This window comes from Lacrimispora sp., assembly GCF_047605665.1.
Lineage (GTDB): Bacteria > Bacillota > Clostridia > Lachnospirales > Lachnospiraceae > Lacrimispora.
In genome coordinates, this window is sequence record NZ_JASGFH010000002.1 from 236,654 (window position 1) to 248,901 (window position 12,248).

Annotated in this window: 10 protein-coding genes and 1 riboswitch; of the genes, 5 read left to right on the top strand and 5 right to left on the bottom strand. The window is 46.5% G+C overall.

Annotated elements, in window-relative coordinates; translation table 11 throughout:
• Positions 1 to 24: 24 nt before the first annotated feature.
• The 5 genes from QM657_RS02400 to xdhC all read left to right on the top strand — a co-directional run bounded on the left by QM657_RS02400 (position 25) and on the right by xdhC (position 5,775).
• Positions 25 to 261, top strand: coding sequence for a DUF3343 domain-containing protein (locus tag QM657_RS02400; protein WP_415064922.1), 237 nt, complete (start codon positions 25 to 27; stop codon positions 259 to 261).
• Positions 262 to 434: 173 nt separating this feature from the next.
• Positions 435 to 530: riboswitch (purine riboswitch) on the top strand.
• A 125-nt stretch (positions 531 to 655) separates the two neighbouring features.
• Positions 656 to 1,936, top strand: coding sequence for a guanine deaminase (gene guaD / locus QM657_RS02405; protein ID WP_415064923.1), 1,281 nt, complete (start codon positions 656 to 658; stop codon positions 1,934 to 1,936).
• Positions 1,937 to 2,101: 165 nt separating this feature from the next.
• Positions 2,102 to 4,384, top strand: coding sequence for a xanthine dehydrogenase subunit XdhA (gene xdhA, locus QM657_RS02410; RefSeq protein WP_415064924.1), 2,283 nt, complete (start codon positions 2,102 to 2,104; stop codon positions 4,382 to 4,384).
• A gap of 18 nt (positions 4,385 to 4,402) precedes the next feature.
• Positions 4,403 to 5,284, top strand: coding sequence for a xanthine dehydrogenase subunit XdhB (gene xdhB, locus QM657_RS02415; protein ID WP_415064925.1), 882 nt, complete (start codon positions 4,403 to 4,405; stop codon positions 5,282 to 5,284).
• Positions 5,284 to 5,775, top strand: coding sequence for a xanthine dehydrogenase subunit XdhC (xdhC, locus tag QM657_RS02420; protein WP_415064926.1), 492 nt, complete (start codon positions 5,284 to 5,286; stop codon positions 5,773 to 5,775). Before xdhB ends, xdhC begins: the two co-directional genes overlap by 1 nt.
• A gap of 58 nt (positions 5,776 to 5,833) precedes the next feature.
• Here the strand turns inward: xdhC and QM657_RS02425 are convergent, their stop codons facing one another.
• The 5 genes from QM657_RS02425 to dpaL form a co-directional block, all read right to left on the bottom strand.
• A complete protein-coding gene (locus QM657_RS02425; protein WP_415064927.1) occupies positions 5,834 to 7,168 on the bottom strand; it encodes a uracil-xanthine permease family protein in 1,335 nt (444 codons plus the stop codon).
• A gap of 34 nt (positions 7,169 to 7,202) precedes the next feature.
• The gene (arcC, locus tag QM657_RS02430) at positions 7,203 to 8,150 is read right to left on the bottom strand and encodes a carbamate kinase (RefSeq protein ID WP_415064974.1); all 948 of its coding nucleotides are present in this window, start codon (positions 8,148 to 8,150) and stop codon (positions 7,203 to 7,205) included.
• Between the two features lie 131 nt (positions 8,151 to 8,281).
• Entirely contained in the window at positions 8,282 to 9,475 is a 1,194-nt protein-coding gene (gene ygeW / locus QM657_RS02435) for a knotted carbamoyltransferase YgeW (RefSeq protein ID WP_415064928.1), read from the bottom strand.
• Between the two features lie 122 nt (positions 9,476 to 9,597).
• Positions 9,598 to 10,908 (bottom strand): YgeY family selenium metabolism-linked hydrolase, encoded by a 1,311-nt coding sequence (locus QM657_RS02440; RefSeq protein ID WP_415064929.1) that lies wholly within the window; start codon positions 10,906 to 10,908, stop codon positions 9,598 to 9,600.
• A 120-nt stretch (positions 10,909 to 11,028) separates the two neighbouring features.
• Positions 11,029 to 12,234, bottom strand: coding sequence for a diaminopropionate ammonia-lyase (gene dpaL / locus QM657_RS02445; protein ID WP_415064930.1), 1,206 nt, complete (start codon positions 12,232 to 12,234; stop codon positions 11,029 to 11,031).
• Positions 12,235 to 12,248: the final 14 nt, after the last annotated feature.

Genomic DNA, 12,248 nt, shown 5'->3' on the forward strand with positions numbered 1-12,248 from the left:
CCCCCCTGAGAGTGAGGAAATGCCATGAGAAAAAAAGAATTGAAAATCGTTATTTCTTTTCACACCACTGCAGAAGCCATTGCCATGGAAGCGGAGTGCCTAAAGGATGAAATTCCGGGCCGCTTAATTCCGGTTCCGAGACAGATTTCAGCAGGCTGCGGCCTGGCCTGGTCAATGCCGGTGACCTGGGAAGGGGATGTGGACCAGTGGATGAAGGAGAAAAAACTCCGTTGGGACAGCCTTGGAGTATATGAGATTTAAGGAGAAAATATTAATAGAAATAATCTATAAATAACGAATAAACGGTTTCCCCAATTTCAGGGAAAAATGCGATAAAATTGTGTAAAACATACAAAGATGAAAATCGTATTGACACATACTTGTGCAATATGATATGGTTAAAATGTAAAAAATCACAAGGCCTGTGATTCAAAAAAATTAAAATTTAAGAAACTTATATATGCTCATAATTGGTTGAGCGTTTCTACAAACTACCGTAATAGTTGTCTATAAGTTTCCGCGTATTCATAATTAAGTAATATTTATGGGATACGTCGGAAAAAATAGAGATATCGGTGGTTTTTTTATTGCTTAAAATTCTGCAATCTGGCTGCCGTATTTCATCTCATTAGTTCAATAACAAGGAGGAAATTCTATGACTGATGGCAGAAATTTTATTTTAAAGGGCAATATTTGCTACAGTAAGGATGTCAAAACCTTAAAGACGGTAGAACAGGGTTATTTGATTTGCCAGGCTGGAAGGTCAGCAGGAGTGTTTGAAGAGATTCCTGAACAGTACAAAGACTATCCTGTTAAGGACTGCGGGGATATGATGATCATTCCCGGACTGGTAGATATGCACATTCATGCTCCCCAATTTGCTTTCAGGGGTCTGGGCATGGATCTGGAACTTCTGGATTGGCTCAATACCAATACATTTCCGGAAGAAGCCAAGTACAAAGATTTGGAATATGCAAGAAAAGCTTATGAAATTTTTGCAGAAGCCATGAAAAAAAGCGGTACAACGAGAGCCTGTATCTTTGGCACCATTCACAATCAGGCTACAGAGCTTTTGATGGATTTAATGGAGGAGACCGGAATCAAGTCCATGATCGGAAAGGTCAATATGGACCGGAACTCTCCGGACTATCTCCGGGAACAGGATGCACAGCAGGCGGAGCAGAATACGATTCAGTGGCTTGAGCAGACGAGTACGAAGTATAAAAATGTAAAGCCGATTCTCACGCCAAGGTTCATTCCTTCCTGTACGGATGACTTGATGGAGCGCTTAGGAAGGCTCAGAAAAGAGCGTGAACTTCCTGTTCAGTCCCACTTGTCAGAAAACCAGGGGGAAATTCACTGGGTAAAGGAACTTTGCCCGGATTCACAGTCCTACAGTGACGCTTATGACAAATTCGGCCTGCTTGGGGAAGCGGGAGAAACAGTTATGGCCCATTGTGTATATTTAACAGAAGAAGAAATTGACCTGATCAAAGCGAGAGGAACTTACATCGCCCACTGTCCTAATTCCAATACGAATTTATCTTCGGGTGTAGCTCCAATCAGAACATTCCTGGAAAAGGGATTGAATATCGGACTGGGAAGTGACGTGGCAGGAGGAAGCGGGGAATCCATATTCCGTGCCATGGCAGATTCCATTCAGACATCCAAACTGAGATGGAGACTCAAAGACGACAGTTTAAAACCACTTACCGTGGAAGAAGTCTTCTATATGGGAACAGCCGGAGGCGGCTCTTTCTTTGGAAAAGTGGGAAGCTTTGAAGAAGGTTATGAATTTGATGCTTTGATTTTAGATGACAGCAGTCTTCGTCATCCACAGCCGCTGACTCTGCGGGAACGGCTGGAACGTTTTATCTACCTGTCTGATGACAGGCACATTACGGGGAAATACGCAGAAGGAGTAAAGGTATTTTAAAATAAAATCTGATTTGAGAATCAGAACAGCCGGTCGTGGGGAAACTATGGGGCATCACTTTGATAAGCATTTGCGCTTAAAAAGGTTTTGTCCCTGCCGGCTTTTCAAAGAGAAGGTTTCAAATAGCTGTTTATACATTCAGAATTAAAATTAGGAGGCATGTATATGATAATCGGAAAAAGTGTTACCCGTGTTGACGCATTTGACAAGGTCACGGGAAGAACTAAATACACCGATGACCTTTGTGAGAAGAATGCCCTGGTATGTAAGATTTACCATTCTACCATAGCAAATGGTGTGGTTAAATCAATTGATACTTCAGAGGCTGAAAAAGTACCAGGAGTGGTTAAGGTGGTGACCTGCTTTGATGTGCCCAAATATTATTTTCCGACAGCAGGCCATCCATGGTCCACAGACCCATCACATCAGGACGTGGCGGATCGTCTTCTTTTGACAGACCGCGTGCGTTTTTACGGCGATGACGTGGCTGCAGTCGTAGCAGAAAATGAAGTGGCTGCCAAGCAGGCTATCCATGCGCTGAAAGTGGAATACGAAGAGTATCCATTTGTTCTTGACCCTCAGGAAGCAATGAAAGAAGGAGCTCCTCTCCTTCATGAGAAATACACGAATAATATCCTTGGCCATTCCAGCATCAGAAAAGGAAACCTGGAAGAAGCGATTAAAGAGCCGGGACTGATCAAAGTGGAGCAGTGGTATGATACTCCAGTTGTTCAGCATTGTCACATTGAAAACCATATTTGTTTTGCCAGCATGGACAACGGAAAAATAACCGTGGTGTCTTCCACCCAGATCCCTCACATCGTCAGACGTGTGGTAGGTCAGGCTCTTGGAATTCCGTGGGGAAGTGTCCGTATCGTTAAACCATATATCGGAGGCGGCTTCGGAAACAAGCAGGATGCCCTGTATGAGCCCCTTTGTGCATATCTTTCAACCGCAGTGGGAGGACGTCTTGTAAAGCTTGATGTCACCCGTGAAGAGACCTTTGTAAGCAACCGTACAAGACACGCGATCCGCAGCCGTATCATAAGCTGGGTGCGTCCTGACGGAACCTTTGCAGCCCGTAAACTGGAGTGTTATTCCAACCAGGGAGCTTACGCTTCCCACGGCCATGGAATTGCAGCAAAGGGCATGGGTGCATTCCCTCAGCTCTATCCTTGTGAAAACGTGGAATGTGACGCTTATACGGTATTTACCAATATGCCTGTAGCAGGCGCCATGCGTGGTTATGGAATTCCTCAGGCCATGTTCCCGGTAGAGAGCCAGACAGATGATATCGCCCTGGCAATCGGTATGGACCCCGTAGAGTTCCGCCGCAAGAACCTGATGCCTGTAGGATACGTGGATGGATTCTCCAAAAATGAAAACTACTTTGACACCTTTAACCAGTGTATGGATAAAGGAAAGGCCTATATAGATTATGACCGCAAGATAAAGGAATACGCAAACCAGACCGGCCCCATCCGCAAAGGCGTGGGATGTGCAGTGTTCTGGTACAACACAGCGGTATGGCCAATCAGCTTGGAAAGCTCCTCCTGCCGTATGGTAATGAACCAGGACGGTTCCATACAGGTTCAGCTTGGAGAGACAGAAATCGGCCAGGGTGCTGATACGGCATTTGCCCAGATGGCAGCGGATACCCTGGGAGTGCCTTTTGAAATGGTTCATGTGGTTTCCTGCCAGGATACCGATGTCACACCGTTTGGAACAGGCTCCTATGCTTCCAGACAGACGTATGTAGGAGGCTTTGCTATCAAGCAGACAGCCCTTTTACTGAAAGAAAGAGTGTTAAAATACGCTCATGAACTGACCCGTATGCCAGTGTTCAACTTAGACCTCAAAGATGGAAAAATCATACGGACCACCGACGGAAGAGAGCTTTTGACCTTAGGCGAACTGGCTACAGAAGCCCTTTACAGCATGATCAACAGCCAGCACTTAACCTCTGAGAGCACCTACCAGATCAAGTCCAACGCATACTCCTTTGGCTGCTGTTTTGCCGAGGTAGAAGTGGATATTCCCATGTGTAAAGTGAAACTGGTCGACATCATCAATGTCCATGACTGCGGAACCTTAATCAACCCGGCTCTTGCCCAGGCTCAGGTTCACGGCGGAATGAGCATGGGAATCGGTTATGCCCTCTCTGAGCAGCTTCTCATCGATGAGAAGTCAGGAAAGACCTTAAATGACAACCTGCTGGATTATAAACTGTCCACCACCATGGATCATCCTCATTTAGAGGCTCAGTTCGTGGAAAATGGCGAACCCACCAGTGCGTATGGAACAAAATCTCTGGGAGAGCCCCCGGCTTGTCCAGTGGCACCAGCCATCCGTAACGCCATATTAAATGCAACAGGCGTTCAGATGTACAAAATACCGATGACATCCCAGGAATTATTCAAACGGTTCAAAGAAGAGGGACTGATCTGATAGAAGGAGGAAGGCTTTATGTATGACATGAAAGCATTATATGAAGCGCATACCGTAGAAGAAGCGGTAAAGCTTCGTTTAGAGCATCCGGAAGCCCAGATCATAGCTGGCGGAAGCGATGTTTTAATACAGATGAGAGAAGGAAAACGTGCTGGAAAAGAATTGATCAGCATTTATATGATCGATGAGATGAGAGGTGTGACGCTGGATGAAGAAGAATCCATCCGCATCGGTTCCCTCACCAGTTTTTCCCATATCACAAAGGACCCCATCATCCAGAAATACATCAACGTGCTCGGAGAAGCTGTTGATATGGTGGGCGGACCACAGATAAGAAATATTGCCACAATCGGAGGAAATACCTGTAACGGCGTTACCTCAGCGGATTCCGCTTCCACATTATTCGCGTGGGATGCAGTGATTGAGCTGACAGGACCGGAAGGCAGACGCCGCATTCCCATCAGCGAGTTCTATATAAAAGCAGGAACCGTGGATATCAGGGAAGGGGAGCTCCAGACAGCAGTAATTATCCCTAAGAAGAGCTATGAGGGCTATAAAGGCCATTATATCAAGTATGCCAACAGAAATGCCATGGATATCGCTACAACCGGCTGTTCGGTCAATGTGAAGCTGTCAGAGGATAAAAAGACAGTGGAAGATGTCAGAATCGCATACGGAGTGGCAGGACCTATTCCCATGCGCACCAGGAGCTCAGAAGCTCTGGCAAAGGGACAGCAGGTTTCAGCGAAGCTGGCAGAGGACTTTGGAAAAGCGGTTCTTGAAGACATCAACCCAAGAGACAGCTGGCGTGCTTCCAAGGACTTCCGTAAGCACGTTGCCGTAGAAATGGCAACCCGCTGCTTTAAAGAGTCAGTGAAACTTTCAGGAGGTGAGATCTGATGTCAGTACAATACAAATTAGTCAAATGTACCATCAATGGAAAATATACAGAGACAATGGTAGATGTCCGGGCTTCCCTGACTGATATGCTCCGGGATGATTACCGTCTGACCTCCGTCAAAAAAGGATGTGAGGTAGGAGAGTGCGGAGCCTGTAACGTGATCATCGATCATGAGTGCTTCAACTCCTGCATCTATTTAGCCATCTGGGCTGACGGAAAAGAGATCAAGACGCTGGAAAACCTTATGGGACCAAACGGAGAGCTCTCCGATATCCAGCAGGCATTTATCGACGAAGCAGCCGTTCAGTGCGGATTCTGTACACCGGGCTTTATCATGTCAGCGGTGGAGATTTTAGAGAGCGGAATAGAGTATACCAGAGATGAACTGAGAAAGCTGATGTCCGGCCACTTATGCCGGTGCACAGGCTATGAGAATATCATCAATGCGGTAGAGAAGACCATGCTCCGCAGACTGGGAAAATTAGATTAAAGAGACATCGAAATAAAAAGAAAAAGCTGAGAAGCCTTTGCAGGCCCTCAGCTTTTTCCTATTTTTTTTCCTTTCCTTCATACGGAAGTATGATGTTGAGGAAAATAGCCACAATCGTAGCCACAACTACCGGAGAACGGCCGAAGATAGTAACGACCCAGTCAGGAAAGGCGTGGAGAGCAGCAGCGGCTTCGGAAATACCCATGCCCAGAGCAGCAGCCAGTCCTACAATTGAAGAATTGCGGTAAGTCATTTCTTCTGACATTACAAGTTTCATACCAGTCATGGCGATGGAGGCAAATACAGACACTGTGGCGCCTCCCAGCACGCACTGGGGAATGGTTGTAAGAAGAGCTGAGAACTTTGGAATCAGGCCCGCTGCCAGCAGGATCACTGCTGTCAGGCCCATAACCCATCGGTTCACAACTTTTGTCGTGGTTACGATACCCACGTTCTGGCTGTAGGTTGCAGTCGGAAGACCGCCTAAAAAAGCGCTCAGAATGTTAGAAATACCGTAGCCCACAATACCGCCCCGAAGTTCCGGGTCGGTTGGCTCTCTGTCAATAGAGCCTGTGGTTGTAGCTGTAAAATCTCCGATTGCCTGGACTGAGTTGATTGCGAATAAAAGTCCGATGGCAACGCAGGAGGATGGTTCAAATACCACTCCGAAATGAAGAGGCTGGGGAACTTGGAAGTAAGTTGCGGTTCCTATGTTTGTAAAGTCTACCATGTTGAAGAACAGAGCAACAATATAGCCCACAATAATCCCGATCAGAATGGAAGCCAGCTTATAAAAGCCTTTTCCAAAGTGATTTAAGGAGGTAACAACGGTTAAAGTGATAACGGCTACGACCCAGTTCTGCCAGGACCCGTAGGTGGGACTGGAAACACCGCCAGCCATGTAATTAATGGCAGTGGGATAAAGAGAGAGTCCTATGGTAAAAACAACTGTTCCAGTAATGAGCGGCGGGAAAAACCTGCGGATCTGTGTAACAGCAAGTCCTACGACCACTGCAACGATACCGCCCACTATCTGGGCTCCTAAAATTGCCGCTACCCCGAAGCTTTCTGCAATAGCCTGCATACTTGGCACATAAGCGAAGCTGATGCCCATGATGACAGGAAGGGCCGAGCCCAGGCGGAATCCGTTTTTGGCTCCAATAGGGAAAAGCTGGAGCACTGTGGATAATGCGGATACCACCAGAGCAGCCTGGATCAAAATGACCCTGTCCGCCGGGTTGAGGCCAACAATGTTTGCAACAATGATAGGAGGGGTAACACATCCTACGATCATGGCAACCAGATGCTGGATAGCCAGGGGAAGTGCGTGTGAAAACTTTGGAATACCGTCTAATTCAAAAATAGAAGCATGTTGTGTATCTGTTTGTTTCATTACAAAAATTCCTCCTTAGGGAGCGGTTAACGGTTTACTTATGAATATGAGTTCCGGTCTTTCCCAGGATTCCTTCTTTTGCTTTTTCAAGCAGTGTGATAAGAGCGTTGCGTCCTTCTTTGGAATCTGCAAACTTTACTGCAGCCTGAACCTTTGGCAGCATGGAGCCTGGAGCAAAATGTCCTTCTCCGATGTACTGACGGGCTTCATCTGTTGAGATGTCATCCAGCCATTTCTCTTCCGGCTTGCCGAAGTTGATTGCTACTTTTTCAACTGCTGTGAGGATGATTAAGAAGTCTGCATCAAGCTCTTCAGCTAACAGCTCACTTGCGAAATCCTTATCGATAACTGCGCTTGCGCCCTTTAAGTGATTTCCCTGAAGAGTAACAGGAATACCGCCGCCGCCGCAGGCGATTACAAGCTGTCCTGAATCCACGAGAGAACGGATTGCGCCGATTTCGATGATTTCAGAAGGGTTTGGAGAAGCTACTACACGACGGTATCCGCGTCCAGCGTCTTCTTTTGTGATATATCCGTATTTTTCTTCAGCAACCTTTGCTTCTTCGGCTGTCATGAAGTGGCCGATTGGCTTGGAAGGAGCGTTGAATGCAGGATCATTTTCATCTACACGAACCTGTGTGATCATGGTGGTTACAGGGATGTTGGTGATGTTTCTGTTTACCAGTTCTTCTCTTAATGCGTTCTGTAAGTCATAGCCGATATAAGCCTGGCTCATAGCTACGCAAACGGAGAGAGGTGTGTTTGGCTGCTTCGGATCTTCTCTTGTCAAAGCGCTCATAGCGTTGTTGATCATACCAACCTGAGGTCCGTTTCCGTGTACAACAACTACTTCGCAGCCTTCTTCGATGAGGTCAACGATTGCCTTTGAAGTGATTTTTACTGCTGTCATCTGCTCAGGAAGAGTGTTTCCCAGAGCGTTTCCGCCTAATGCGATAACGATTCTTTTTTTCTTTGCCATGATTTTTTCCTCTCAATCATATGATTATTATTGGAATATATAGGAATTTTTAGAATAAAAGCGCACCTGCATCCATTGGCCGGTTGCAGGTGCGCACGGAGCTCATAAATATGGGGCATTACCCCAATATGAAATTACTCGTAGATTCTTGGTGTTTTCTCAGCAGCCAGTTTGTTTAAAGTCTCCTGAGGATTAGCAAACTTGCTTAAGAAGATCATAGCAGCGATTACATATGGCTTGTAGCTAGCTTCTTTGTATAACGGATCGCGGTAACGATCGAATACGGAAGCTACAACTTCACCGTCTTTGCAGCTTACATCGTTGATGTCAGCTGGCAGGCAGTGCATATAAAGAGCCTTGCCGTCTTTTGTTGTTGCCATTAATTCTTCTGTACAGCACCAGTCTTTGTGGTTAGCGTTCTGAGCCAGTAATTCCTGCTCAAGAGCTTTGATACCTGCTGTATCACCTTCGCCGTAAAGGTTGGTTCTCTTTTCCATAGCTGCAAATGGAGCCCAGCTCTTTGGATATACGATGTCAGCATCTTTGAAAGCGTCAGCCATATCGTTGGAGATACGGAAGGAACCGCCGGATTTCTCAGCGTTAGCCTTAGCAACTTCAGCAACTTCTGGCATTACTTCGTAGCCTTCTGGATGAGCCAGAACAACTTCCATACCCATACGTGTCATTAAGCCGATGATTCCCTGAGGAACGGATAATGGCTTTCCGTAGGAAGGAGAGTAAGCCCATGTCATAGCGATCTTCTTGCCCTTTAAGTTCTCAAGGCCGCCGAACTCGTTGATGATGTGAAGAGCGTCAGACATACTCTGAGTTGGATGGTCGATATCGCACTGTAAGTTAACTAAAGAAGGTCTCTGCTCTAAGATTCCGTCCTTGTTTCCCTGGGTAACTGCGTCCATGAACTCGTGCATGTAAGCATTTCCCTTGCCGATATACATATCATCACGGATACCGATAACGTCTGCCATGAAAGAAACCATGTTAGCTGTTTCACGAACAGTCTCGCCGTGAGCTACCTGAGATTTGCCTTCGTCTAAATCCTGAACTTCCAGACCAAGTAAGTTACATGCGGAAGCGAAGGAGAAACGTGTACGTGTGGAGTTGTCACGGAATAAAGAGATTCCAAGGCCGCTCTCGAATACTTTTGTGGAGATGTTGTTTTCTCTCATGAAACGAAGAGCATCAGCAACGGTCCAAACTGCTTCCAGTTCGTCTGTTGTCTTTTCCCAGGTTAAGAAGAAGTCGTTGTTGTACATTTCCTTGAAGTTTAAGGAATTAAGCTTGTCGATGTAATCCTGTAAGGTTTTCATTTTTTTGTTAGCCTCCTGATTTTCTTTGAGTTTAATAGTATCTATCCTTTATGCCGCGCCTGCCATTGATTTGGGGAAGGAATGGCAGGCAGCCGCAAAAATGATTGTAGGGAAATAATGAATTATTTGCAGTATGCGCTTGGAAGTGCTGCGTATACAGCTGCACATGTTACAAGATCCTGCTTCCATGTGATTTCGTTAGGAGCATGAGCCTGATCCTCTGCACCAGGTCCGAATCCGATACATGGGATTCCGTTACGGCCCATGATGGAAACGCCGTTGGTGGAGAAGGTCCACTTATCTGTCAGAGGACGAGCTGTTCTCTTAGCAAGAGTGAAGTCAGCACCGATTCTTGCATCGCCGTAAAGGTTCTTGTAAGCTTCTTCAAGAGCCTTAGTAACGTCGTGATCCTCCGGAATAACCCAGGTTGGGAAGTAGCACTCGATTGGGTAGGTAAGTCCTGTATAGGAAGGACGGGAATACTCGTACATGGAAACAGTAACGTCATCGCCGTATTTCTTTACGTTAGGCAGGTTACGGATTTCCTCTAAGCAGCTTTCCCATGTCTCACCAACTGTCATACGACGGTCTAAGGATACTGCACAGGAGTCAGCAACTGCACAGCGGCTTGGGGAGGTGAAGAAGATTTCAGAAGCAGTAACAGTACCGCGTCCTAAGAAGTTAGCTTCTTTCCACTCTTTGTTGTACTTCTCATCAAGCATCTTTACAAGGCCTTTGATTTCCTTGTCATCAGCAGCGTCATTCTCGTTAAGAGAGCGAACGTCCTGAAGAATGTCAGCCATCTTGTAGATAGCGTTGTCACCACGCTCTGGAGCAGAACCGTGACAGGAGATACCCTTAACGTCGATACGGATTTCCATACGTCCTCTCTGTCCGCGGTAGATTCCGCCGTCAGTAGGCTCTGTGGATACAACGAAATCAGGACGAACCTTGTCTTCGTTGATGATGTACTGCCAGCAAAGGCCGTCACAGTCTTCTTCCTGAACAGTACCTGTAACTAATACAGTGTACTTGTCATTTAAAAGACCTAAGTCCTTCATGATCTTAGCGCCGTAAACAGCAGATACGATACCGCCGCACTGGTCAGATACGCCACGGCCGCCGATTTCTGTGTCGTTCTCGTAGCCTTCGTATGGATCGAAAGTCCAGTTGTTCTTGTTACCGATACCAACAGTGTCGATGTGAGCGTCAAAACCGATTAAAGTTTTGCCGGTTCCCATATAGCCTAAAACGTTGCCCATGCCGTCGATTTCAACTTTGTTGAACTCCAGCTTTCTCATTTCTTCTGCGATGCGGTCGATATGAGCTTTCTCATCACAGCTCTCGCCTGGGAACTTTACGATTTCTCTTAAGAACTTGGTCATGTCTGCCTGATAATTCTGTGCTGCTTCTTTGATTTTGTTGTAATCCATTTTTTGTTGACCTCCATTTTTATAATTTATTTACGAAGTTCGACTCGCTTTTGGCTCATCGAACGTCTGATTTACTGAATCCAAGCGGTTTTACACCAGCTTTCATCAGGTAAATTACTCTTAGCGCTCTTTGCCTTCCCATACAATTGCTTTGTAACGGTCAGGATCAGTGTCTCCCTCGGTAGAGAAGAGAAGGATCTTGGAATCTTTGTTAAGTCCTAAATGCTCTCTTAATTCCTTGTACTCATCAAAGAGCATGATGCAGGCTAAAACTCCGAAAGGAGCGGCACCTGATTCGCCGGAAGTTACGGATACATCGCCTTTTACAGGAGCTGCAAGCATTCTCATGCCGAGTGCGGCTACCCAGTCAGGAGCGGAAACAAAGGTGTCTACGTGATTCTTTAAGATATCCCAGGAAATGGTGTTAGGCTCGCCGCAGGCAAGTCCGGCCATAATGGTCTGCATATCGCCGTCTACGATGCGGATTGCGCCGTCTCCAGCTTTAGCGCCCTTGTAAAGGCAGTCAGCCACATCAGCTTCCACAACAACAACTTTAGGAGGATTCTCAGGATAGCGGTTTGCAAAGTAACCCTGAACAGCTCCTGCAAGAGAACCTACACCGGCCTGTACGAATACGTGGGTCGGTCTGTCACAGCCGTACTCTTCAAGCTGCTCGTTGGCTTCTAAAGCCATGGTTCCGTAACCCTGCATGATCCATGCCGGAATCTCTTCGTAGCCATCCCATGCTGTATCCTGTACCACAACGCCGTTCTTTGTTTTAGAAGCGGCATCAGCAGCCATACGAACGCACTCATCGTAGTTAACTTCCTCGATGGTAACAGTAGCGCCTTCAGCCTTGATGTTGTTGAAACGGGTGAGAGTAGAACCCTTTGGCATGTAAACAACGGATTTCTGGCCTAACTTATTAGCTGCCCATGCAACGCCGCGGCCGTGGTTTCCGTCAGTAGCGGTAAAGAAGGTAGCCTGTCCGAATTCTTCTCTTAAAGCCTCAGAAGTGAGAACGCTGTAAGGAAGATCAGATACATCTTTGCCTGTCTGCTGCGCAATATACTTTGCAATAGCGAAGGAACCTCCCAGTACCTTAAAGGCATTTAAGCCGAAGCGGTAGGATTCATCCTTCAAGAAAATCTGGCCAAGGCCAAGATAATCAGCCATCTGGTCCAGCTTTGCAAGAGGAGTCTTGCTGTACTGAGGGAAGCTTTCGTGGAAGGTTCTGGCTTTCTTGATTTCCTCCAGAGCCATAACGGTAAGGTTCTTGTCCTCAGTCTTTGGCATGGTGTTTACAACCCATTCAAATGGTTTCATGATACTCATTCTCC

What these genes read in the sequence shown, in the direction of transcription:
- QM657_RS02400 (WP_415064922.1), top strand. Translation starts at nt 25, where the DNA reads ATGAGAAAAAAAGAATTGAAAATCGTTATTTCTTTTCACACCACTGCA.
- QM657_RS02425 (WP_415064927.1), bottom strand. Translation starts at nt 7,168, where the DNA reads ATGAAACAAACAGATACACAACATGCTTCTATTTTTGAATTAGACGGT.
- xdhC (WP_415064926.1), top strand. Translation starts at nt 5,284, where the DNA reads ATGTCAGTACAATACAAATTAGTCAAATGTACCATCAATGGAAAATAT.
- ygeW (WP_415064928.1), bottom strand. Translation starts at nt 9,475, where the DNA reads ATGAAAACCTTACAGGATTACATCGACAAGCTTAATTCCTTAAACTTC.
- xdhA (WP_415064924.1), top strand. Translation starts at nt 2,102, where the DNA reads ATGATAATCGGAAAAAGTGTTACCCGTGTTGACGCATTTGACAAGGTC.
- dpaL (WP_415064930.1), bottom strand. Translation starts at nt 12,234, where the DNA reads ATGAAACCATTTGAATGGGTTGTAAACACCATGCCAAAGACTGAGGAC.
- QM657_RS02440 (WP_415064929.1), bottom strand. Translation starts at nt 10,908, where the DNA reads ATGGATTACAACAAAATCAAAGAAGCAGCACAGAATTATCAGGCAGAC.
- guaD (WP_415064923.1), top strand. Translation starts at nt 656, where the DNA reads ATGACTGATGGCAGAAATTTTATTTTAAAGGGCAATATTTGCTACAGT.
- xdhB (WP_415064925.1), top strand. Translation starts at nt 4,403, where the DNA reads ATGTATGACATGAAAGCATTATATGAAGCGCATACCGTAGAAGAAGCG.